The organism is Phenylobacterium sp. FG114 (assembly GCF_057809855.1).
Genome location: NZ_JBMDKU010000003.1, coordinates 169,853 through 190,976 on the forward strand (window position 1 = coordinate 169,853; position 21,124 = coordinate 190,976).

A 21,124-nucleotide genomic window follows, 5' to 3' on the forward strand; every position below is an offset into this window, starting at 1 on the left:
GGCCCGCGGCATGTTCGGCAAGATCGCAGCCTTCGAGCTGCGCTACCAGCTTCGCCAGCCGATCTTCTGGATCGCCGGCCTGATCTTCTTCCTGCTGGTCTTCGGCGCCGTCGGCATCGACCGCGTCCAGATCGGCTCGGGCGGCAACGTCCACAAGAACTCGCCCCAGGCCATCGGCCAGATCGTCATGGTCATGACGGTCTTCTTCATGTTCGTCTCGACCGCCTTCGTCGCCAACGTGATCGTGCGCGACGAGGAGACCGGGTTCGGCCCGATCATCCGATCCACGCGCATCGACAAGTTCGACTATCTGTTCGGCCGGTTTACCGGCGCATTCGGCGCGGTCGCCCTGGCGTTCCTGTTCATCCCGGCGGCGATCCTGGTCGGTTCGCTGATGCCCTGGGTCGATCCGGAGACCATGGGCCCCAACCGCCTGGTCGACTACGCCTTCGCCTATGTCTGGTTGGCGCTGCCCGGCCTGCTGCTGACCAGCGCCATGTTCTTCACCCTCGCCACGGTCACCCGCTCGATGATGGGCGCCTACCTGGGCGTCGCGGGTTTCCTGGTGCTCTACATCGCCATGAACGTGGCCCTGCGGGATCCCGACCAGTTGCGGCTGGCCTCGCTGGTCGATCCCTTTGGTCTCGCCGCGTGGGAACTGTCGACGCGCTACTTCACGGCGGCCGAGTCCAACGCCCGCATGCCAGACCTGGTCGGCCCCCTGCTCTGGAATCGGCTGATCTGGATCCCGATCGCCATCGCGTTCCTTGGCCTGGCCTGGTTCACCTTCCGCTTCGAAGCCAAGGCGGCCCCCGTCCGCAGGGCCCACTCGCGCCCGGCGGAGACCGCCCCGCCCCCTCCCGCGCGCCGCCTGCCCGCGCCGCGCAGGGGCTTGGACGTGGCCTGGGCGCAGCTCGTCAAGCGGACCCGCTTCGAGATGGGTCAGGTCTTCAAGAGCCCGGCCTTCATCGTCCTCTTGCTGCTCGGCCTGTTCAACGGCCTGGGCGGGCTGATCTTCGGCGGCGAGCTCAGCGGCGCCGAGCTCTACCCCGTGACGCGGTGGGTCATCGACACCCTGAACGGCAACTTCAACTTCCTGGTGGTCATCGTCGCCGTCTACTACGCGGGCGAACTTGTCTGGCGCGAACGCGAGCGCAAGACGCACGAGATCGTCGACGCCACCGCGGTCCCGGACTGGGCCTTCGTGGTTCCGAAGACCCTGGCGATCGTGCTGGTCCTGGTCGCCATGTTGCTGGTCAGCTCGCTGGCTGGCGTGGCGGTGCAGCTCGGCAAGGGCTTCTTCGCCATCCAGCTGGAAAAGTACCTGTTCTGGTACATCCTGCCGAGCGCCGCGGACTGGGCGCTGATCGCCGTGCTGGCGGTCTTCTTCCAGGCCATCTCGCCCCACAAGTTCGTGGGCTGGGGCCTGATGCTGCTCTACCTGATCGCCACGCTCAGCCTCCCGACGCTCGGGTTCGAGCATAATCTGTATCTCTACGGCGGCCGGCCGGGCACGCCGCTCAGCGACATGAACGGCCAGGGCGACTTCGCTGGCTTCGCGGCCTGGTTCCGCGCCTACTGGACGGCGTTCGCCACGATCCTCTTGGTGCTGGCCTACGGCCTGTGGCGACGCGGGACCGAGACCCGTCTGCTGCCGCGCCTGAAGCGCCTGCCGCGTCGACTGCTCAGCCCCGCCGGCGTCATCGCCGCCGTTGCGATCGCCGCCTGGATCGGCCTCGGCGCCTTCATCTATCAGAACACCAACGTCGAGAACGAATATCGGACCAGCGTCGGCAACGAGAAGTGGCTGGCCGACTACGAAAAGGCCTTCCTCAAGTTCGAGACGCTGCCGCAGCCGTCGGTGACCGACGTCGAACTCGACCTCGACCTGCACCCGACCCAACCCAAGCTGGTCACCGAGGGCGTCTATCGCCTGGTCAACGACAGCGGGGTCCCGATCCGAGAGCTGCACGTGCGGCTCGACCGCGACACCAAGGCCCTGCAGATGACCGTGAACGGGGCCTCGAAGGTCCGCGCGTTCAACCGTTTCAACTACCGCATCTTCACCTTCGACCGGCCGCTGATGCCCGGCGAGCGCACCGCCCTGTCGTTCCAGACCGTCATGGGCCAGTGGGGCTTCAAGAATTCCGGCAACATGACCCGGATCGTCGACAACGGGACCTTCGTCGACAACTTCGAGTTCGCCCCCACCGTCGGCATGAACCGGGCGCGCCTGCTGCAAGACCGCGCCAAGCGCCGCAAGTACGGCCTGCCGCCCCAGCTCCGCCCGCCGAAGCTGGAGGACCGCGCGGCCCAGGCCCGGAACTATCTGATGAACGCCGACTGGGTGAATGCCGACATCCGCATCACCACCGACGCCGACCAGACGCCCGTGGCGCCCGGCTATCGCATCTCCGATCAGACCAAGGGCGGGCGGCGCACCATCCGTTTCCGCACCGACGCCCCCGTGCTTAACTTCTTCTCGGTGCAGTCGGCCCGCTACGCGATCAAGCGCGACGTCTACAAGGGCGTGGAGCTGGCGATCTATTACGACGCTCAGCACCCGTGGAATGTCGACCGGATGGTGAAGGCGCTGAAGACCGGCCTCGACTACTACCAGGCCAATTTCAGCCCCTACCAGTTCCATCAGGCCCGCATCGTCGAGTTTCCCGACTACGAGGCCTTCGCCCAGGCGTTCGCCAACACCATGCCCTACTCCGAGGGCATCGGGTTCATCACCGACAACACCAAGCCCGACAAGATCGATTACGTGACCTACGTCACCGCCCACGAGCTGGCGCACCAGTGGTGGGCCCACCAGATCATCGGCGCCGACATGCAGGGCGCGACCAGCCTGTCCGAGACCCTCGCCCAGTACTCCGCCCTTATCGTCATGGAGAAGACCTACGGCCAGGACGCGATCCGCAAGTTCCTGAAGTACGAGCTGGACCGATACCTACGCTCGCGCGGGGGAGAGCTGGTCGAGGAACTGCCGCTGATCCGGGTCGAGAACCAGCCCTACATCCATTACCGCAAGGGCTCGCTTGTCATGTACCTGCTGCGCGACCGGATGGGCGAGGCCAAGGTCAACGCCGCGCTCCGCCGCCTGCTGGCGCAGTACGCCTTCAAGGGCGCGCCCTACCCACGCTCGCAGGACCTGGTCGACGCCCTGCGCGTGGAGGCCGGGAACGATCCCGCGATGCAACAGCTCATCACCGACCTGTTCGAGAAGATCACCGTCTACGACCTCGCCACCAAGACGGCGTCCGTGAAGATGCGCGCCGATGGCCGCTATGACGTCGTCCTGACGGTTGAGGCGAAAAAGGCTTACGCCGACGGCAAGGGCAAGGAGACCCCGGTTGCGATTCCCGCCGGCGAGGTCTTCGACGTCGGCGTGTTCGACGCCGAACCGGGCAAGCCCGGATTTGGGCGCAGGAATGTCCTGGCGTTCCGCGCGACCACGCTGAAGTCGGGGCCGCAAACGATCACGCTCACGGTCGACAAGCCGCCGACGTTCGCCGGCGTCGATCCCTACAACAAGCAGATCGACCGCAACTCGGACGACAACGCAATCAGGGTCGGAAGCTGACCGCGCGAGCCCTTCAACGCGCGCTCATGCCGTCGCGGCCCGCGCGCAGCATCACGCCCAGGCCTCCGATGCCGAGCAGCATCAGCAGCCACGACACCGGCTCCGGGGTGCTGCGGCCGACGTCGGGTTCGCGCTTGGCGGCATAGGCCGCAGCGCCCATGTCCGGCCGGTCGCCCGGTGCGGCCGAGGTGGCGGCGCGCGCCGGGGCCGAAACCAGGATCGCCACGACGGCGGCGGCAGCGGCCAGCACGCCGGCGATGGTGCCCATCTTCATCCGAAAATCCCCCGATCCATTGCCGCGAGGATGCCTCGGCGCGGCCGTCCCAGCCTCCCCCGATCGGGGGCGCCTGTCGGGCTCCGGCGCCGTACGTTACGGCGATTTAAATTGCGGCCGGGGTCCGGCAGGCCCGACCTGTCCGCATGCGTACGCCAAGTATCCAGGCTCTCGCGGCGAGCTTCGCCCTGTTGCTTTCGTCGCCCGTTCACGCAACGCCCGCCGACTGCCACGTCGGGGCCTACCGGCTGTCCGACGGCCGGGTCATTGATGTGGCCCCGGCCGAGGACAAGCTGCGCTGGCGCGGCTTCGACGGATCGACCGGCCTGCTGACCCAGGGCCCGGACGGCGCATGGTCCAGCACTCTGGGCTGGACCGGCCGTCCCGATGGGGTCGCGGTGACCTTCTCGGACTGCGCGGCCGGCCAGATCGGCTTTGCGGGCGTCCGGGGCCAGCGCATCCCCTTCGACGTCACCGACACGAAGTTTCAAGGCAAGGGCGTCGAACTCGCCGGCCGCCTGATCCTGCCCAAGGGCGCCGGCCCCGTGCCGATCGTGGTGCTGGTGCATGGGGCGGAGCGCGACTCCGCCCTGGACGGATACGCCCTGCAAAGGCTGTTCCCGGCCGAGGGCGTCGGCGTCTTCGTCTACGACAAGCGGGGCACTGGCGTCTCGGGCGGCAAGTACAGCCAGGACTTCTGGCTCCTGGCCGACGACGCCGTGGCCGCCATGCGCGAAGCCCGCCGCCTCGCCGGACCGCGCGCGGGCCGCGTCGGCTACCAGGGCGGCAGCCAGGGCGGGTGGGTGGTCCCGATCGCCACGACGAAGGCCCCCGTCGATTTCGCCATCGTCAGCTTCGGCCTCGCGGTCTCGGTGATCGACGAGGACCAGCAGCAGGTGGCCCTGGAGATGGGCCTGAAGGACCACAGCGCCGCCGACACCGCCAAGGCGCTCGAAGTCGCCAAGGCCGCCGAGACCTATATCGCCAGCGGGTTCAGGCAGGGCTACGCCGAGTTCGACGCCCTGCGCGCCAAATACCGGGCCGAGCCCTGGTACAAGGACCTGCACGGCAACTTCACCTGGCTTGCGCTGCCCCACGACGAGGCCACGCTGCAGGCCATGGCCAAGGACTACGACTGGGGCACGCCCTGGCGCTACGATCCCATGCCCACCCTGCGGACCGTCACGACGCCCCAACTGTGGATCCTGGGCGAGAGCGACCTGGAGGCGCCCAGCGCCGAGACGAGCCGCCGGCTGAAATCCCTCATCGCCCAAGGCAAGGCGATCACGCTCGTCCTCAACCCGGGCGCCGAACACGGCATGACCGAGTTCGAGACCAAGCCCGATGGCGAACGGCTCTCCACCCGCTTCTCGCCCGGCTACTTCGCCATGATGCGCGACTTCATACGCAACGGCCGGATCGGCGCCTCTTACGGCCGCGCGGTGATCACCCGGCCGAAATAGGCAAGCGCGGCCTTGCCAATCCGGAACAATTACGGAACATTGGCCCGCCATGGACCGCCGCTTCTCCGTCGGGGACGTCTCCGCCCAGCCTGATCTCTGGCGCGCAAAGCCCGCGCCCTCGCCCAAGCCGCACTACGCCGGCCACCGCGAGCGGCTGCGGGAGCGCGCCGCGGCCGGCGGCCTTCCCGCCGTACCCGATTACGAGTTGCTCGAGCTGTTCCTCTTCCGCTCGATCCCACGCGGTGACGTCAAGCCGCTGGCGAAACAACTCCTTGCCCGCTTCGGCTCGCTCGGCGGCGTCCTGGGCGCCACGGCCGAGGAGCTGCGCACGGTCGCCGGGATCGGCGACGCGGTGGCCCTGGACCTCAAGCTGCTGCACGAGGCCACCCTGCGCACGGCGAAGGAACAGGTGGCGCGCCGGCCGGTGATCTCGTCGTGGAGCGCGCTGCTCGCCTATGTGAAGACCGCCATGTCGCACGAGACGCGCGAGCAATTCCGCGTCCTCTTCCTCGACAAGAAGAACCAGCTGATCGCCGACGAGGTGATGAACCGCGGCACCGTCGACCATGCGCCGGTTTACCCGCGCGAAGTGGTCCGCCGCGCCCTCGAGCTCTCCGCCAGCTCGCTGATCCTGCTACACAACCACCCATCGGGCGACCCGACCCCGTCCTCGGCCGACGTCGACATGACGAAGCAGATCGTCGACGCGGCCCGTCCCATGCGCATCGCCGTGCACGACCATCTCGTCGTCGGCCGCGACGGGACGGCCAGTTTCAAGGCGCTGGGCCTGATCTAGCGTCGGCGCTCCCGACACCGGCCCTGCATGGCGCGGACGGCGCGCCCTATTTGAACGCCGGTCCCGGCTTCACGCCCAACTTCTTGAAGATCATCGCCGCGGGGCAGAAGCCGGTGAAGGCCGCCTGGATCATGTTCACGCCCGCGAAGACGCTCAGCAGGATCCACCAGGGGTTCACGTATTGCGCCAGGGCGACGCCGGCCAGGATCACCAGCCCAGCAAAGACGAAGACAGCGCGATCGATCGTCATGGACATCTCCTTGCGGCTCAGTTCTTCAGCTTCCTGGCGCCCATCAGGTCGAGGGCCAGCTTCTCGAAATAGGTCTCGCTCTCGCCCCGCTTCACCTTCGCGAGGAAGTACTTCTCGAAGCCGACCTTCGCGAGATGGACCCAGCGGCCCTCGGCCGACCAGTTGACGTTGCGGGGCGGGATCTGAGGCTGGGCGATGAAGGCGACGCCACCGTCGCCGAAGTCGGCCAGGCAGATCGCGTTCCAGGTGGCCTCGTGCGTCGCCGGCTGGCCGTCCAGCAGGGCCTTCAGGTTCTGGGCCACGGCCGTGACCATGCTCTCGATCATGAACCCCGTCTTGGGCACGCCGACCGGCACAGGCGTCTTGCCGGCCGGGGGGATGGCGACGGCGACGCCCAGGCCGAACACGTTCTGGAAGGTCGGATTGCGCTGGTTCTTGTCGACGAGGATGAAGCCGCGGGGATTGGTCAGCCCGTCGATCCCCCGCACGGCCTCCACGCCACGGAACGCCGGCAGCATCATGCAGAACCCGAACGGCAGTTCATGGTGCGCCTTGACCGCGCCGTCCTCGGCGATCTCCTCCACATCGATCACGCCTGCCTCGGCCTTCGCGACCTTGGCGTTGGTGATCCATTTGATGTGGCGGTTGCGCAGCTCGCTCTCGAGCAGGCCCTTGGTGTCGCCGACCCCGTCCAGGCCCAGGTGGCCGATGTAGGGCTCCGACGTCACGAACGTCATCGGCACCCGGTCGCGCAGCTTGCGGCGGCGCAGCTCGGTGTCGAGGATCATCGCGAACTCGTACGCGGGCCCGAAGCAGGACGCGCCCTGGACGGCGCCCACCACGATCGGACCGGGGGTCTTGGCGAAGGCTTCGAACGCGGCCTGCGCCTTCTCCGCATGGTCCACATGACAGATCGACTGGGTGAAGCCGTCGGGCCCCAGGCCTTCGATCTCGTCGAAGGCGAGTTCCGGCCCGGTCGCGATGACCAGATAGTCGTAGCTCAGGCTGCGGCCGTCGTTCAGCTCGATCCGGCTCTCGGCGGGAACGACCCGCCGCGCGCCGGCGCCTTCATAGCCGATGCCCTTGCGGGCCATCACCTGAGGCAGTCTCACCTCGATGGCGTCGCGGCTTCGCCACCCAACCGCAACCCACGGATTCGAGGGTGTGAAGTGGAAGGTGTCGCCCTTGTTCACGACGACCACCTCGGCGTTGGAGCCGACCGCAGCCTTTATCTCATAGGCCGCGATGGTCCCGCCCAGACCAGCTCCCAGGACGGCGATTGCGGGCTTGCTCATGCGTTAACTGTGACCTTCCCGACGAATTCGGCCTTGCGTTGAGTCAAGGCAGCGGAACGGCGTCTCACCTATCGAACAGAGGCTTGAACGCAGCTTGTTATTTCATATATGCGCACTTACGCATATATAATGATGTGACGCCGCTCAAGCTCGAAGGAGACCTCACGATGTCCGCCCTGCACCCGATCCATGACATGACCGCCACCGAGGTGCGCGACGGCCTGGAGGCCGGCGACATCCTGCTCATCGACGTGCGTGAGCCTGCCGAATACGCCGCCGAGCGCATCCATGGCGCGTTGAACTACCCCCTGAGCACCTTCGACGCGGCCGCGCTGCCCGACCATGCGGGGCGCCGCGTCGTGCTGCAGTGCGGGTCCGGCAAGCGCTCGGCGATGGCCATCGGCCGCTGCCGCCAAGCGGGGCTTCGCATCGACAGCCATCTGGCCGGCGGGATCGCCGCCTGGCGCGCGGCCGGGCTGCCGACCATCGCCTTCGACCCCGCGACCGGCGCCGTCAGCGACGCGCGCTGATCACGCCATTCGTTCCTATGCGCCTGCCCTGGACCCTTCCCAGCCTCCTCGCCGCCCTCGCCCTCTCCGCGTGCGGCGGCGAGCCGCCCGTGCAGCCTAAGGCGGCGCCGGTCGCCGGAGAACGCCTCGTCATCCGCGCCGCGCCGACCCCGGACATCAAGGTTGTCGCCGCGACGGTCGGCACGCGGGACATGGCCGAGGCCCGCGCTCGGATCGGCGGCACGCTGGAGTCGCTCACGGTCCGCGAGGGCGATACGGTCCGCAAGGGTCAGCTGATCGCCCGCGTGGTCGACCGGCGCCTCAACTTCGAGATCAGCGCCGCGGGCGCCCAGGCCGCCGCCGCCGAGGCCGAGGCGAACCGCGCCCAGGCCGAGCTGACGCGCACCAAATATCTCTACGACCAGGGCGTCTACGCCAAGGCGCGCCTGGAACAGGCGGAGGCGGCTGCCCGCTCGGCCCAGGGCCTGGCCGCCGCCGCCCGCGCGCAGCGCAGCGCCAGCGCGGAGATGAGCGGCCAGGGCGCCATCCTCGCGCCGAGCGATGGCCGCGTCCTGCGCGCCGACGTGCCTGCGGGATCGGTCGTGGGCCAGGGCCAGTCGATCGCCACCCTGACCTCGGGACCTCTCGTGCTGCGACTGGAAATCCCAGAGGCCAGCGCGGGGCAATTGAGCGTGGGCGCGCCCGTTTCGGTCGTCGCCGACGATCTCCCCGGGGCCGGCGCCGCCTCCATCGTCCAGATCTATCCGGCGGTGACCGCCGGGCGGGTGACGGTGGACGTGACGGTGGCGGGCCTCACGGCCGAGCGCGTGGGCCAGCGCGTCCGCGTGCGGGTCCCGGTGGGCCAGCGCACGGCCATCGTGGTCCCGGTCCGGTTCGTCTCCCACCGCTACGGGCTCGACTTCGTGCGCGTGCTCGACCGTGCGGGACGAGCCAGCGACGTCGCCGTCCAGCTGGCGCCGGCCGCGGAGCCCGGCAAGGCAGAGGTGCTGTCGGGGCTCGCGAACGGCGACGTGATCCTGGCGGCGGCGCCGGCCGCATGAAGGGTCTCGGCCTTTCCGGCCGGCTGGCCCAGGCGACCATCGCCTCGCCGCTGACGCCGCTTTTCCTGCTCGCCGCCATCCTGGTGGGACTGCTCGCGGTCGCCACCATTCCGCGCGAGGAGGAGCCGCAAATCAGCGTGCCCATGGTCGACATCATTGTGGGCGCTCCCGGCTTGAAGGCGGAAGACGCCGCCGAACTGGTCGCCAAGCCCCTCGAGACGATCGTGAAGAGCATCGACGCCGTCGACCACGTCTACACCCAAGCCAACGACGACCAGGTGATGGTCACCGCGCGCTTCAAGGTGGGCCAGGACGCGGACTCGGCCGCCGTGCGCGTGCACGAGAAGGTCCGCGGCAACATGGACAAGATCCCGGTCGGGATTCCCGAGCCGCTGATCGTGACCCGCGGCATCAACGACGTGCCGATCGTCGTCCTCACGCTGTCTCCGAAGCCGGGAGCCGCCCGGCGATGGAGCGATCAGGCGCTCTACGACGTCGCCACAAAGCTTCGGACCGAAGTGGCCAAGGTGGACGAGGTGGGCCTCACGTTCGTCGTCGGCGGTCGCCCCGACGAGATCCGGGTGGAGCCCGATCCCGAGCGGCTGAACCTGCGAGGCGTGCCACTGGGCGCGGTTGTGGAGGCGGTCCGCCAGGCCAACCGCAGTTTCCCGGCCGGCTCGATCCGCGACCAAAGGCGCGCCCTGGACGTGGCGGCCGGGCGAACGCTGTCGTCGGCGGCCGACGTGGGCCTGCTGACCGTCACCTCGGTCAGCGGCGCGCCGGTCTACCTGAAGGACGTCGCCAATGTGATCCAGGCGCCACGCCAGGACCAGGCGGTGGTCCAGCGCTACGCCCGCGACGGTGGGACCTGGTCGCGGACACCCGCGGTCAGCCTCGCGGTGGCCAAGCGCGCCGGCGCCAACGCCGTGGTGGTCTCGGAAGCGATCCTGCAGCGCGTCGAGCAGCTCGAGGGCTCGCTCGTGCCAGACAGCCTCGATGTGACCGTGACCCGCAACTACGGCGAGACGGCGAACGAGAAGGCGAACGAGCTCCTGTTCCACCTGGCGCTCGCCACGGCCACCATCGTGATCCTCATCGGATTCGCCATCGGCTGGCGCGAGGCTGGCGTCACGGCGGTCGTCATCCCGACCACCATCCTCCTCACCCTCTTCGCGTCGAAGATGATGGGCTACACGGTCAACCGGGTCAGCCTCTTCGCCCTGATCTTCTCGATCGGGATCCTCGTCGACGACGCCATCGTGATGATCGAGAACATCGCCCGCCACTGGGCCATGAACGATGGGCGCACCCGCGCCACGGCGGCCGTCGAGGCGGTGGCGGAGGTCGGCAATCCCACGGTGGTGGCGACGCTGACCGTGGTCGCGGCCCTGTTGCCCATGCTGTTCGTCTCAGGGCTGATGGGTCCCTACATGGCGCCGATCCCGGTGAACGCGTCGGCGGCGATGGTCTTCTCGTTCTTCGTCGCGGTGGTGATCGCGCCGTGGCTGATGATCCGGTTCGCGCGCAAGACGCTCGCCGCCGGCCACGGCGACGGCGAGGGCGCGCTTGGCCGGCTCTATCGCCGCGTCGCAGGTCGGGTGATCGCCACCCGCCGCAGCGCCTGGCTGTTCCTGGGCGCGGTCGGGGTGGCGACCGTGGTGGCCTGCGCCATGTTCGCGACCAAGACCGTGACGGTGAAGCTGCTCCCCTTCGACAACAAGTCGGAGCTGCAGGTCGTGGCCGACCTGCCCGAAGGCGCAAGCCTGGAGACAACCCAGCGCGTGCTCGCCGCTGCGGCCGAGGCGGCACGCGGCCTTCCGGAGGTCGTTTCGCTGGAGAGCTACGCCGGAACCGCATCGCCCTTCAATTTCAACGGGCTGGTCCGCCACTACTTCCTGCGCGCGCGGCCCGAGATGGGCGATCTTGCGATCACCCTGAAGCCCAAGGGCGAGCGGAAGCGGGCCAGCCACGCCGTCGCGCTCGACCTGCGCCGACGGTTGGCCGCCCTGCCCCTCCCGCCGGGGACCTCCCTGAAGGTCGTCGAGGCGCCGCCGGGCCCGCCGGTGCTGGCGACCCTGATCGCCGAGGTCTACGGCCCCACGCCGGAGGTCCGGCGCGCGGTGGCGGCCGAGATCCAGAAGCTGTTCGCGCAGGTTCCCTACCTGGTGGATGTCGACAACAGCTTCGGCGAGCCGCGACCGAAGCTGCGGCTGGCGCCCGACCGCGAGCAGCTGGAATACTTCGGGCTCTCGGAGCGCGACGTCTTCGATTCGATCGGCACGGTGATGGACGGGGCGACCGTGGGCTATGCGCCGCGTGGGGGCGGCCGCCTGCCGCTCGAGATCGCGGTCCGACTCCCGCAGTCCGACCGCAGCTGGGGCGAGCGCCTAGCCTCCACGCCCGTCGCCGTCACCCAGGCCGGCGGGGCGCCGCGACTTGTGGAACTGGGCGAGATAGTGAGCGCGAAGTCGGAAGTGGGGTCCTATCCGATCTACCGTCGCGACGGCCGCGACGCCGAGATGGTCACCGCCGAGCTGGCGGGGCAGTACGAGGCGCCGATCTACGGCATGCTCGCCGTGGACAAGGCGATCCGCGAGCACGACTGGAAAGGCCTTCCGCAGCCGGCGATCCGACTGCACGGCCAGCCGCAGGACGAGAGTCGCCCGACGGTCCTGTGGGACGGCGAATGGGAGATCACCTGGGTCACCTTCCGCGACATGGGGGCGGCGTTCGGTGTGGCGCTCCTCGGGATCTACGTGCTCGTCGTCGCCCAGTTCAAAAGCTTCCGCCTGCCGCTGGTCATCCTGACCCCTATCCCGCTGACCCTGGTGGGCATCGTGCTGGGGCACGTCATCTTCCGCGCGCCGTTCACCGCGACCTCGATGATCGGGTTCATCGCGCTTGCGGGAATCATCGTCCGCAACTCCATCCTGCTCGTCGACTTCATCCGCCACAGCCAGGCCGCGGACCGGCCGCTGCGCGACATCCTGCTGGAGGCCGGGGCCATCCGCTTCAAGCCCATCCTGCTCACCGCGCTGGCGGCCATGATCGGCGCGGCCGTGATCCTCTTCGACCCGATATTCCAGGGCCTGGCGATCTCGCTCCTGTTCGGCCTGGCGTCCTCGACCCTGCTGACCGTGCTGGTGATCCCGGCCATATATGTGGTGCTGCGCGACGACGGCCGACCCGCGACGTCGCCCGCGGCCCCTCGCGGTTGAAATCACCTGCGCATATTCTACATCGAGCAGATATGAGCGCCCCCCTACCGCACGCGTCCCAAGCCAGCGTCCTGCAGGACTGCGCCGAGAGCGCCGCGCGCCTGCTCAAACTGCTCGCCAGCGAACCGCGGCTGTTGCTGCTGTGCCGGTTGCTCGAGGGCGAGAGTTCGGTGGGCGACCTGGCGGAGCATGCGCGGCTGGCGCCGTCCGCGGCGTCGCAGCACCTGGCGAAGATGCGGGCCGAGGGGCTGGTCCGCACGCGGCGGGAGGCACAGACGATCCACTACAGCCTCGACGACCCCGCAGCGGTGCGGATCCTGGCCACCCTCGCTGAGATCTATCGCAACGCGCCCGTGAGCGACTGACGGACGCACAGTCCCGCCAGGCGGACGGTCCTAGACCACTGCGCCGAAGGCCTTGCCGATCAAGGCCGTGGCGGCCAGGGCCAGCGCGCCCCAGAACGTGACCCGCAGCGTCGGCCGCCAGGGATCGGCGCCTCCGGTCCGCGCCCCCACCCAGCCGAGCACCGCCAGGAAAGCCAGGGCGGCGGCCGAGACGGCCGGGATCATCGCCTGCAGCGGCGCCATGACCACGACCGCGAGCGGCAGCGCGGCACCCACCGAGAAGGTCAACGCCGAGGTCAGCGCCGCCTGCACGGGGCGGGCCTGCGTATGCTCGGAAATCCCGAGTTCGTCGCGGGCGTGGGCGGCGAGCGCGTCGCCGGCATTGAGCTGCTCCGCCACCTGGCGGGCCAGGGCTGGCGTCAGGCCGCGGGCCACGTAGATGGCGGTCATCTCGTCCAGCTCCTGCTCGGGCGCGGTGGCGAGCTCCACCCGCTCGCGCGCGAGATCGGCGGCCTCGCTGTCGGCCTGCGAGCTGACCGAGACATATTCGCCGGCCGCCATGGACATCGCGCCTGCCACCAGTCCCGCGAGGCCGGTGAGGATGAGCCCGCCGCGGGCGGTCTCCGCCGCCGCCACGCCGACGATCAGGCTCGCCGTCGAGACGATCCCGTCGTTCGCGCCCAGCACGGCCGCGCGCAGCCAGCCGATCCGCGCAACCGCATGCCGTTCGACGTGCGTCTTCAACCGAGCCATTGCGCCTCCAAGGGGTCGGGCCGCCATCCGCGCAGGAAATCTCGCACGCGGCCGGACGGCAATCCGGCCCGAGCATGTCGCACCGCGCGCGCCAGCCCAACCGAAACCTGGCCGTGACGAACGCTATTCATCCTCGTCCTCGCGCCGCCCCCGGCCCTCGTGTTCGCCGTCCTCACCGTCGGCTCCCCGGTGGCAGCGGACGCAATTGTCGATGTCGCGGATGCCCTCCTCCCGGTGCTCGGCCGCCGTCCCCGCGGGCGTGTGGGCATGGCAACCGAAGCAACTGTAGCTCTGATAGCTGCGGTCCACATGACAGGTGGCGCACGGCGCATCGTGAGGCGGCGCCAGGCTGAAGTAGCGGCTGTGATCGAAGGTCGCCGGCGTCCAGCCACGCGTGCTGTGACACTGCGCGCAGGATGAGCCGGCCTCGCGATGGAACGGGTCCGTCGGCGCGGCGTGGCAATCCGCGCAGCGGGTCCTCAGATCCTGCCGCAGCAGCGCGTGGTCGAAGCGCGGCGCGAGGTTGCGGGTCAACCTCGGGCGGGGATGGTCCGTGTGGCAGGTCGCGCAGTCGCGGGTGGTCAGCGCGGCATGGAACGGCGGCCGGCTCCAGTGGATCGGCGCGCCCTTGGTCGTGCGTCGGCCGATGTCCCCGATGGTGTGACAGCGCTGGCAGCGCTCGCTCGCGACTCCGCGGAACGGCGCATGACAGGCGAAGCAGTCCTGCTGCAACGTGGCATGCGCCGGGATCAGGTCCCCAGGGCTGACCATTTGGTGCGGCAAGGCGAACACCAGCGCGATCACGATCGCGAGCGCCGCCCCGACGGCGAACCAGGCCCAGCGCGGCGTCAATGCCACCCCCAGAAGACGAAGACCGCGATGATGTGGGCGGTCGCGAGAACGGCGAAGGCCAGGGCGATCGGCAGGTGGACCTTGCGCCACTGACGGACGACGTCGACCGTCATGCTGTCCCAATGCAGCCGGGCCTGAATTTCCGCCTCGGTCGCGCCCGCCGTCTTGAGTTCGGCCCGGGCCGCCTTGAGGCGCTGCTGGGCGCGCTTGAGCAGGTATTTGCCCGTCAGGCCGCTGCCGACATTGATCAGCATCGCCGCTACGGCCAACCACGCAAGCAAGGCGTTGAAATGAACCCCGGCGTGGACGAGCACCAGGAAGGAGCCCGCCCAGGCGATCCGTTCGTGCAGGCGCAGCAGGCCGACGGGGTTTCCGGCCTGGATCACCCCTCGCTTGCGCAGGGAGTGAGCGAAGGACCCGAGGATCAGCACGACGCCGGGGATTCCGAGATATCGGCCGATCCAGACAAGGTTCAGCAGGTGGAGGACGCCGTCGGCCAGCAGCGCCGCGCCGACCAGGGCCGCAAAGCCCGCGAGGAACGGCAGCACCTCGCGGGCGAGTACGCCGGACCGTGACTCGGCGGGGGCGGCCAAGGCGCGCCGGCTACGACTTGCGGCTCTCGACCCAGAGCATCCGCTTGAGGGTCGCGTCGCGGTCGATGACCAGGTGCTTCAAGGCGCCGGCCACGTGCAGCGCGATGAGGGGCCAGAACAGCTTGGAGGCCGCGCCGTGCACTTCCTCGGCGAACTCGTGCAGCGCCGGCGCGCGCTGCGGGAACGGCGACGGCAGCGAGAAGAGGTCGAACACCTCGATCGCCCGGCCGGTGGACCAAACCGACAGCGGGCCGGTGACGATGAGGACGGCGATCATCAGCAGGAAGAGAACCTGCACCGTGGCGGCAACGAGCCGAAGGAGGCGCTGTCTCTCCAGCGGCGACGGCTTCGGCTGGCCGGCGCTCCACAGCAGCCGCGCCGCCAGGAACGTGAACAGCAGCACGCCCACCGAGACGTGCAGGTCCTGCGCGGCGATCTTCGCCGCACGGTCCGGCGCCTCTTCCATGCGCTCTCCGAGGAGATAGAGGGCGACCACGCCGCCCGCGCTGATCCAATGCAGGGCGATGGCGGCCCAGCCGTAGGCTTGGCGCGTGTTGGTGATGCTCATGACGGAGAAGTCTGGGGCGTAGGACCAAGCGGCGCCTTGATTGAGCGCAAAGCGCCGGTCGCGCTCCTATCGTCTCTGGAGGATCGCCGCCGAATAGAGGACCCGCGCCGTTGGGTCGCGGAACTGCAGCTCCAGCGCTTCAGGATGGAGCCGGAAGGCGGCGAAGCCGGGCTGGCCGAGGCAGAAGCGGGTCCCCGGGATCGGTCGCACCCTACCGCCCTCCGACCCAGCCCCCGAGCAGATGTAGTCGACCGCGCCGCGGCGGATGTGCTGCAGGTCGTGGTCGTGCCCGTGGAGATAGGCCTGCACGCCGAAAGCCTCGAGCAGCGGCGCGACCCGGGCGATGAGGACCGGTGAATCCCCGTGCGCGCCGGAGTAGATCGGATGGTGGCCCACCACGATCTTCCAGCGCGCCGTGGACCGCGCCAGCGCGTTGCGCAGCCAGGCGAGCTGGGGCTCGCTCTCCTCTTGCCACCAGTGCCCGCGGCACAGCTGCTGGACCCGCTCGTCGACGTTCAGGCCGTCGACCAGCGGCGACGTGTCGATCACGAAGAGATCGAGGTCGGGGACGCCCAGCACCGGCCCCGGCACGCGATAGTAGCGGTGCGGCATCCGCCAGCGGCGGCTGAACCGCGTGTAGGCCACCTGGGCGTCCGGCGCGCCGCGGTAATCGTGGTTGCCCAGTGCGGCATACCACGGCGTCTGCAGCGCGCGGTCGACGTAGACGGCCTCGAAGGAGTCCTTCCAGTGCGGGTCCCGCACCGACTCCACGCCGCCCGGATAGAAGTTGTCGCCCGCGGCGACGACGAAGCGACTGCGCACTTCGCCAGCCGCCGTCGCCAATCCGCGAGCGACGGTGGATTGCACGACATCCCCGCGCCGGCCCCAGTCGCCTAGGGCCACGAAGCCGCACGCCTCGGCGACACGGGCCGCCGCGAACGCGGGCGCGGCCCCCAGCGCGGTCAGCCCGCCCAGCAGGGCGCGGCGCGCGATCGGCGCGTTGCCGAACCCTAGCGGCGCCGCTAGGGCTGGCGCATGGCCAAGGACATCTGGCGCATTGGCGTAGGCAAGCTTGGCATCCAGGCGTGCGGGGGCAGTCAGGCCCTCGCCGCGGCCGAGATCCGGTGGCTCGATTCCGGCCCGCCGTTCACCTTCCTCGCCGACCCCTTCGGCCTTTGGCGGGACGGCGAACTGCACCTGTTCGCCGAGGCGTACGACTATCGCACCCGTCACGGAGTGATCGATCACCTGCGGCTCGACGCCGACCTGAACGTGCTGCATCGCGCGACCGTCCTGGCCGAGCCGTGGCACCTCTCCTACCCCTATGTCTTCGAGGCCGAGGGCGAGACATGGATGGCCCCCGAGGCCCACCGCTCCGGGGCGTTCACTCTCTACAGGGCCCGTCGTTTTCCCGAGCTGTGGGAGCCGGCCGGCCGCTTCGAGCTCGACAGCCCGGCCATCGACCCGACGCTCTTCCGTCACGAAGGCCTGTGGTGGATGGCCTATGCGCCGGTCGGCTCGCAGGCCGAGAAGCAGGGCCGGCTGCACCTCGCCTTCGCCGAGCGGCTCACCGGTCCCTGGACACCGCATGCCGGCAACCCGGTTCGCATCGATCGGTCGAGCAGCCGCCCGGGCGGGACGCCGTTCGAGCTCGATGGCCAACTCACCCTTCCGGTCCAGGATTGCGCGGCCACCTACGGCGGCGCCATCCGGTTCCTGCGGATCGAGGCGCTCACGCCCGACCGCTTCGTCTCCGCTGCGGGCGACGCCTTGCGCGCGCCGCCATCCGCCGCCCCGTTCCAAGATGGACTGCATACCCTGTCCTCCTGTGGGCCCTTCACCCTGCTCGACGCGAAGCGGGTAGATCGGTCGCCCGCCGGGCTTGCGATCGACGCGATGCGGCGGCTTGGCCGCTGGCGGCGGGCAAGCGCGCCATGACCTGAGCGCCGGCCTGGGCGAACGCCTCCGGCCCGAAGCGGTCCAGCACGCGAGCGCGCGCGCTTGCCCCCATCGTGGTCAGTCGTTCCGGCCGCTGGAGCAGCCAGATCAGGGCCTGAGCCAGCGCTTCGGGATCGTCGGGCGGGACGACCAGCCCCGTCTCCCCGTCCCGCACGCTGTGCGGCATCTCCCCCACGGCGCTCACCAGGGTCGGCAGCCCTGCCTGCATCGCCTCATGCACGGCGATGCAGAGACCTTCCGAGCGGGACGGGTGCACGTAGAGGTGCAGGCCGGCCAGGAAGTCCTGCGGGCGCTCGGCGAACCCCGCCAGGGTTACGCCCCGCAGGCCCAGGTCCGCGATCTGCGCCTCCAGCGCCGCGCGTTCGGCCCCCTCACCCGCGATCGCCACGTCGAACCTGGGGAGGTTGCAGATGCCCTGCGCCTGCACGCGGGCAAGGGCCGCCAACAGGACGTCATGACCTTTCACCGGATGCAGGCGGCCCAGCGTTCCGACGCGGATGGGCTCGCCCGACCGCCAGGATCGCGCCTGGCGCGCGTCGGCCTGCGCGGCGAACAGCGGCCAGATCGCCAGGCGATCCGGCGGCACGCCCAGGCGCTCCGCCGTGAGCTCGGCCACGCAGTGCGAGTCCGCGATCCACAGCGCCGAGCGCCGCTGCATCGCGCGGAGCAGGATCCGATTTGCGGGCTTCAGGAAGGCCGCGTGCTGCCAGCTCACCACCGGCACGCCCAGGGCGCCGCCCACGATCTGTCCCAGCAGGGTCGCGCGGGTCAGCGAGGTCCAGACCAGGTCTGGCCGCCAGTCCCGCAGGCGGTCCCGCAGCCAGCGGAAGGCCGCCAGGTGGTCCTTTTCGCCCCCGGGCCTCACGTGCACGGTCAGTCCCGATCGCTGCATCGCCTCGATCGCCCGCCCGTCGCGGCGGGTGAGCGCGAAGACCTCGACCTGGGCGCCGTGGTCGCGCATCAGGCGGGTGACTGCGGGAACCGGCAGGGCGGCCCCGCCCCCCTCCACCGAGTTGATCACATAGGCGATGCGCATCATGCCTCCGCGGTCTGGGGCCGGACTTCCGGGCCTTCCGTCGCCTGGACGAGCACCAGGGTCAGGAGGCCGACGATCAGCACCGCCTGCCCAAACGCCTGCGCGCCGGCTCCCGCCAGGCCGAAGATGTCGAGGAGCACGGGCAGAACCAGCACCATCGCCAGGCCCGCCACCGTGTTCGCCCAGGCCGACAGGCCCGGCCGCCCCAGCGCGGTGAGCGCCGCGCTGATCGGTGGCGCGGCGAGCTGGATCACGCGGGCGAGCGCCAGCCAAGCCATGATCGCGCCCGCCGCGGCGAAGGCCGGGCCGCCGATCAGGACGGCGACCTGCGCCCCGAAGGCCGCCAGGACGAGGCAAACCGGCGCCGCCGCCGCGACGGCGGTGAGGATCGCGCGCAGGACGACCCTCCGGACCTGATCGCCCGACGCGCCCGCGGCGACGACGTGCGCCAGCTCGGCGAAGGCGGCCTGCCCGAGAAGCTGCGCCGGCTGGGCGATCACGGCCGTCGCTCGCTGGGCGATGGCGTAGAGGCCGGTGGCCGCGGGCCCCAGCACCCAGCCGATGGCTAGCGGGGTCAGCCGGCCGGCGAGCTCGGAGAGGGTGACGTCGGCGTTCGCCCCAAGCATGAAGCGCCAGAGCCCCGCGTTCTCCGCCGGCACGTGGGCCAGGCCGCCGCGCAGGTGGCGGCGGGAGTGCCGCCCGCGAGCCGCCGCTAGACCCAGGCCCCACATGCTGACCCACTCTGCCAGGGCGGCGACCAGCCAGGCGACCAGGAAGCCGCGCAGGCCCGCATGGGCTATCGCGGCGGTCCCCGCGCCGACCAGGCGGACCAAGGGCGCCACGAGGCTGTGCGCGCCCAGGAGGTCGAAGCGCCCCTTGAGCTGAAGATAGCCCGCGGGCGTCGCCCGGACCGTCGCCAGGGCCGCCAGGCTGTAGGGCAACGCAAACACCACCGTGTCCCGCGGCCAACCGAGCTGCGGCCCGACCAGCGGCGCCAGGGCTGCGGCCGCCACGACGGCCAACGCCCCGCATGCAAGTTCGACCCCGCCCGCATAGGCCATGAGGCGTGTGAGGCGCGGCGCCTCGCCCCGCGCTTCGGCGTCGGCCCCGTAGCGCACCACCGCGTGCCAGCCCGGGAATTCCACGATTCCGGCCACCGTCATCACATAGGCATGGACCAGGATCAGCACGCCGTAGTCGGCGCGTCCCAGCGCGCGGGCGGCGATCACCATGTAGACCAGGCTGATCAGCCCCGCGGCCGCCTTGCCGCCGAGCAGTCGCGCCAGGTTGGCGTAGATGCGCTGCACGACGTTCGCGGGCTCAACCATGCGCCACGCGCAGCGCCGGCGCGGACGCCGCCCCTTCTTCCGCCCGCAGGCCGCAGAAACGCGCCACGGCGCGGGCGGCGCGGACGGACGAAGGCTCGTCGGTCAGGTCGAAGCTTTCTTCGACCATCGCCTGCTGGATCGCACGGTGGCGGAAGGCGTGGTCGGCCTGGGCGTTGGCGATCGCGTCGCCGAGCTCGCCCACCTCGCGGATCACCCGCCCAGCCCGCCAGTGCGCGAAGTTGGGGTCATCTTCCCAGGCCAGGCCGCGCGGGTTCAGGAAGATGCAGGGCCGCGGCGAGGCCAGGAATTCGTAGACCTGGCTCGAGGCGTCGCCGAGGTAGATGTCCGCCCGGTTCGTGTAGGCCATCGTGGTCGAGGCCCGGCTGCCCAGGTCGATGTGGATGTTGGGCGCGCGCAGATAGCGCTCGTCGATATGGCCCGGGCGATCGATCCGCAGCTTGTCGATGCTGAGGACGACACGTCGCTCGAACAGCATGACGTGCGGGGCGAAGATCAGGTGGTGGTCGTCGTGCTCCACGAACCAGTCGAGCACCTGCCGCCCGACACTGAACCACGAGGATAGATGCGGCGAGAGGTGAGGATTGTAGAGCACCACCGGCCGCCCATCCTCGATCAGCGGGTGGACGCCGCGCCCCGGCGCCGCGTCGAACTTGGGATAGCCGACGATCGAGATGGTCGTCGGATCGACGCCCGCTTCACCCACGAGTCGGTCGAAGATTTTCCGGCCCGAGACAAGCACGTGATCGAAGCCGGCGCTGGCCTTGTCGAAGCCCACCGCACGGTCGCCGGCGCCGTGCCGCGTATGCACGATCTTGAGGTCCTTCAGGCCCAGGCGGGTCTTCAGGATCAGCGAGGTCTTCTCGGCGACGACCAGCACGTCAAGGCTGCGGAAGAAGTCGAGGTTGTCGCCATAGACCAGCAGCTTGGTCGCTGGCAGCGCGCCTTCCAGCGCCACGCGGGCGAACCGGCTCAGCCGCCGTCGCAGGCCGAGCTCGACCAGCCGGATGCGCGGGCCGATGAGGCCCTCGCCCAGCCGGATCACCTCGGCGCTGAGGCGGGGGTTGGTGGTGGCGACCACGATCTCGGCGTCCACCCCGCTGCGCGCGAGCGCCAGGGCGATGGGCAGGCTATGCGCGACCTGGTGGACCTGGTCGTGGTTGAAGAGAAAGCCGATCCTCATGATCTACCGACGACGCGGCCGGCCCATCGCCTCAA

General features: G+C 69.9%; 19 protein-coding genes. 8 read left to right on the forward strand and 11 right to left on the reverse strand.

What is annotated here, in order from left to right:
• Window positions 1-10 precede the first annotated feature (10 nt).
• Window positions 11-3,589, forward strand: a complete 3,579-nt coding sequence (locus ACODSY_RS06195; protein WP_488950792.1) for an ABC transporter permease/M1 family aminopeptidase — start codon at window positions 11-13, stop codon at window positions 3,587-3,589.
• Between the two features lie 13 nt (window positions 3,590-3,602).
• On the opposite strand, the gene ACODSY_RS06200 is transcribed toward ACODSY_RS06195, so the two are convergent.
• Window positions 3,603-3,863, reverse strand: coding sequence for a PEP-CTERM sorting domain-containing protein (locus ACODSY_RS06200; protein WP_488950793.1), 261 nt, complete (start codon window positions 3,861-3,863; stop codon window positions 3,603-3,605).
• A 146-nt stretch (window positions 3,864-4,009) separates the two neighbouring features.
• On the opposite strand from ACODSY_RS06200, the gene ACODSY_RS06205 reads away from it, so the two are divergent.
• Both ACODSY_RS06205 and radC read left to right on the forward strand, forming a co-directional pair.
• On the forward strand, window positions 4,010-5,326 hold the full coding sequence (locus ACODSY_RS06205; protein ID WP_488950794.1) for an alpha/beta hydrolase family protein: 1,317 nt from the start codon (window positions 4,010-4,012) through the stop codon (window positions 5,324-5,326).
• A 49-nt stretch (window positions 5,327-5,375) separates the two neighbouring features.
• Complete coding sequence (gene radC, locus ACODSY_RS06210; RefSeq protein ID WP_488950795.1) at window positions 5,376-6,122, forward strand: RadC family protein; 747 nt, start codon at window positions 5,376-5,378, stop codon at window positions 6,120-6,122.
• A 46-nt stretch (window positions 6,123-6,168) separates the two neighbouring features.
• Here the strand turns inward: radC and ACODSY_RS06215 are convergent, their stop codons facing one another.
• Together ACODSY_RS06215 and ACODSY_RS06220 are read right to left on the reverse strand one after the other, a co-directional pair.
• Window positions 6,169-6,372 carry a YgaP family membrane protein gene (locus ACODSY_RS06215; protein WP_488950796.1) on the reverse strand — a complete coding sequence of 68 codons (204 nt, stop codon included), beginning with the start codon at window positions 6,370-6,372 and terminating at the stop codon, window positions 6,169-6,171.
• Between the two features lie 17 nt (window positions 6,373-6,389).
• Window positions 6,390-7,667, reverse strand: a complete 1,278-nt coding sequence (locus ACODSY_RS06220; RefSeq protein ID WP_488950797.1) for an NAD(P)/FAD-dependent oxidoreductase — start codon at window positions 7,665-7,667, stop codon at window positions 6,390-6,392.
• 167 nt (window positions 7,668-7,834) lie between these two features.
• On the opposite strand from ACODSY_RS06220, the gene ACODSY_RS06225 reads away from it, so the two are divergent.
• The 4 genes from ACODSY_RS06225 to ACODSY_RS06240 are packed head-to-tail and all read left to right on the forward strand — an operon-like array spanning window position 7,835 to window position 12,820.
• Window positions 7,835-8,197, forward strand: coding sequence for a rhodanese-like domain-containing protein (locus ACODSY_RS06225; protein ID WP_488950798.1), 363 nt, complete (start codon window positions 7,835-7,837; stop codon window positions 8,195-8,197).
• A 17-nt stretch (window positions 8,198-8,214) separates the two neighbouring features.
• Entirely contained in the window at window positions 8,215-9,237 is a 1,023-nt protein-coding gene (locus tag ACODSY_RS06230; protein WP_488950799.1) for an efflux RND transporter periplasmic adaptor subunit, read from the forward strand.
• Window positions 9,234-12,455: an efflux RND transporter permease subunit gene (locus tag ACODSY_RS06235; RefSeq protein ID WP_488950800.1), complete on the forward strand. Its 3,222-nt coding sequence runs from the start codon at window positions 9,234-9,236 to the stop codon at window positions 12,453-12,455. Before ACODSY_RS06230 ends, ACODSY_RS06235 begins: the two co-directional genes overlap by 4 nt.
• 32 nt (window positions 12,456-12,487) lie before the next feature.
• Window positions 12,488-12,820: an ArsR/SmtB family transcription factor gene (locus ACODSY_RS06240; RefSeq protein WP_488950801.1), complete on the forward strand. Its 333-nt coding sequence runs from the start codon at window positions 12,488-12,490 to the stop codon at window positions 12,818-12,820.
• Between the two features lie 30 nt (window positions 12,821-12,850).
• Here the strand turns inward: ACODSY_RS06240 and ACODSY_RS06245 are convergent, their stop codons facing one another.
• The 5 genes from ACODSY_RS06245 to ACODSY_RS06265 form a co-directional block, all read right to left on the reverse strand.
• Window positions 12,851-13,552: a VIT1/CCC1 transporter family protein gene (locus tag ACODSY_RS06245; protein ID WP_488950802.1), complete on the reverse strand. Its 702-nt coding sequence runs from the start codon at window positions 13,550-13,552 to the stop codon at window positions 12,851-12,853.
• A gap of 123 nt (window positions 13,553-13,675) precedes the next feature.
• Window positions 13,676-14,404 carry a hypothetical protein gene (locus tag ACODSY_RS06250; RefSeq protein ID WP_488950803.1) on the reverse strand — a complete coding sequence of 243 codons (729 nt, stop codon included), beginning with the start codon at window positions 14,402-14,404 and terminating at the stop codon, window positions 13,676-13,678.
• A complete protein-coding gene (locus ACODSY_RS06255; protein ID WP_488950804.1) occupies window positions 14,401-14,952 on the reverse strand; it encodes a hypothetical protein in 552 nt (183 codons plus the stop codon). Before ACODSY_RS06255 ends, ACODSY_RS06250 begins: the two co-directional genes overlap by 4 nt.
• A 55-nt stretch (window positions 14,953-15,007) precedes the next feature.
• A complete protein-coding gene (locus tag ACODSY_RS06260; protein WP_488950805.1) occupies window positions 15,008-15,565 on the reverse strand; it encodes a cytochrome b in 558 nt (185 codons plus the stop codon).
• 66 nt (window positions 15,566-15,631) lie between these two features.
• Window positions 15,632-16,432 carry a metallophosphoesterase gene (locus tag ACODSY_RS06265; protein ID WP_488950806.1) on the reverse strand — a complete coding sequence of 267 codons (801 nt, stop codon included), beginning with the start codon at window positions 16,430-16,432 and terminating at the stop codon, window positions 15,632-15,634.
• A gap of 168 nt (window positions 16,433-16,600) precedes the next feature.
• Here ACODSY_RS06265 and ACODSY_RS06270 point away from each other — a divergent pair, with 168 nt between their 5' ends.
• Entirely contained in the window at window positions 16,601-17,503 is a 903-nt protein-coding gene (locus tag ACODSY_RS06270) for a glucosamine inositolphosphorylceramide transferase family protein (protein ID WP_488950807.1), read from the forward strand.
• On the opposite strand, the gene ACODSY_RS06275 is transcribed toward ACODSY_RS06270, so the two are convergent.
• From ACODSY_RS06275 to ACODSY_RS06285, 3 genes are read right to left on the reverse strand one after another with little or no spacing between them, the layout of a single operon-like run.
• Window positions 17,403-18,563, reverse strand: a complete 1,161-nt coding sequence (locus ACODSY_RS06275) for a glycosyltransferase family 4 protein (RefSeq protein ID WP_488950808.1) — start codon at window positions 18,561-18,563, stop codon at window positions 17,403-17,405. The genes ACODSY_RS06270 and ACODSY_RS06275 overlap by 101 nt on opposite strands.
• A complete protein-coding gene (locus ACODSY_RS06280; RefSeq protein ID WP_488950809.1) occupies window positions 18,560-19,888 on the reverse strand; it encodes a lipopolysaccharide biosynthesis protein in 1,329 nt (442 codons plus the stop codon). Before ACODSY_RS06280 ends, ACODSY_RS06275 begins: the two co-directional genes overlap by 4 nt.
• Complete coding sequence (locus ACODSY_RS06285) at window positions 19,881-21,089, reverse strand: hypothetical protein (RefSeq protein WP_488950811.1); 1,209 nt, start codon at window positions 21,087-21,089, stop codon at window positions 19,881-19,883. The genes ACODSY_RS06280 and ACODSY_RS06285 overlap by 8 nt, the downstream gene beginning before the upstream one ends.
• Window positions 21,090-21,124 lie beyond the last annotated feature (35 nt).

Excerpts from the sequence above, each read along its gene's own strand:
- ACODSY_RS06235 (WP_488950800.1), top strand. The coding sequence starts at position 9,234 with ATGAAGGGTCTCGGCCTTTCCGGCCGGCTGGCCCAGGCGACCATCGCC.
- ACODSY_RS06205 (WP_488950794.1), top strand. The coding sequence starts at position 4,010 with ATGCGTACGCCAAGTATCCAGGCTCTCGCGGCGAGCTTCGCCCTGTTG.
- ACODSY_RS06230 (WP_488950799.1), top strand. The coding sequence starts at position 8,215 with ATGCGCCTGCCCTGGACCCTTCCCAGCCTCCTCGCCGCCCTCGCCCTC.
- ACODSY_RS06270 (WP_488950807.1), top strand. The coding sequence starts at position 16,601 with ATGGCCAAGGACATCTGGCGCATTGGCGTAGGCAAGCTTGGCATCCAG.
- ACODSY_RS06240 (WP_488950801.1), top strand. The coding sequence starts at position 12,488 with ATGAGCGCCCCCCTACCGCACGCGTCCCAAGCCAGCGTCCTGCAGGAC.
- ACODSY_RS06260 (WP_488950805.1), bottom strand. The coding sequence starts at position 15,565 with ATGAGCATCACCAACACGCGCCAAGCCTACGGCTGGGCCGCCATCGCC.
- ACODSY_RS06195 (WP_488950792.1), top strand. The coding sequence starts at position 11 with ATGTTCGGCAAGATCGCAGCCTTCGAGCTGCGCTACCAGCTTCGCCAG.
- ACODSY_RS06285 (WP_488950811.1), bottom strand. The coding sequence starts at position 21,089 with ATGAGGATCGGCTTTCTCTTCAACCACGACCAGGTCCACCAGGTCGCG.
- ACODSY_RS06225 (WP_488950798.1), top strand. The coding sequence starts at position 7,835 with ATGTCCGCCCTGCACCCGATCCATGACATGACCGCCACCGAGGTGCGC.
- ACODSY_RS06220 (WP_488950797.1), bottom strand. The coding sequence starts at position 7,667 with ATGAGCAAGCCCGCAATCGCCGTCCTGGGAGCTGGTCTGGGCGGGACC.
- ACODSY_RS06275 (WP_488950808.1), bottom strand. The coding sequence starts at position 18,563 with ATGATGCGCATCGCCTATGTGATCAACTCGGTGGAGGGGGGCGGGGCC.
- ACODSY_RS06215 (WP_488950796.1), bottom strand. The coding sequence starts at position 6,372 with ATGACGATCGATCGCGCTGTCTTCGTCTTTGCTGGGCTGGTGATCCTG.
- ACODSY_RS06245 (WP_488950802.1), bottom strand. The coding sequence starts at position 13,552 with ATGGCTCGGTTGAAGACGCACGTCGAACGGCATGCGGTTGCGCGGATC.
- ACODSY_RS06200 (WP_488950793.1), bottom strand. The coding sequence starts at position 3,863 with ATGAAGATGGGCACCATCGCCGGCGTGCTGGCCGCTGCCGCCGCCGTC.
- ACODSY_RS06280 (WP_488950809.1), bottom strand. The coding sequence starts at position 19,888 with ATGGTTGAGCCCGCGAACGTCGTGCAGCGCATCTACGCCAACCTGGCG.
- radC (WP_488950795.1), top strand. The coding sequence starts at position 5,376 with ATGGACCGCCGCTTCTCCGTCGGGGACGTCTCCGCCCAGCCTGATCTC.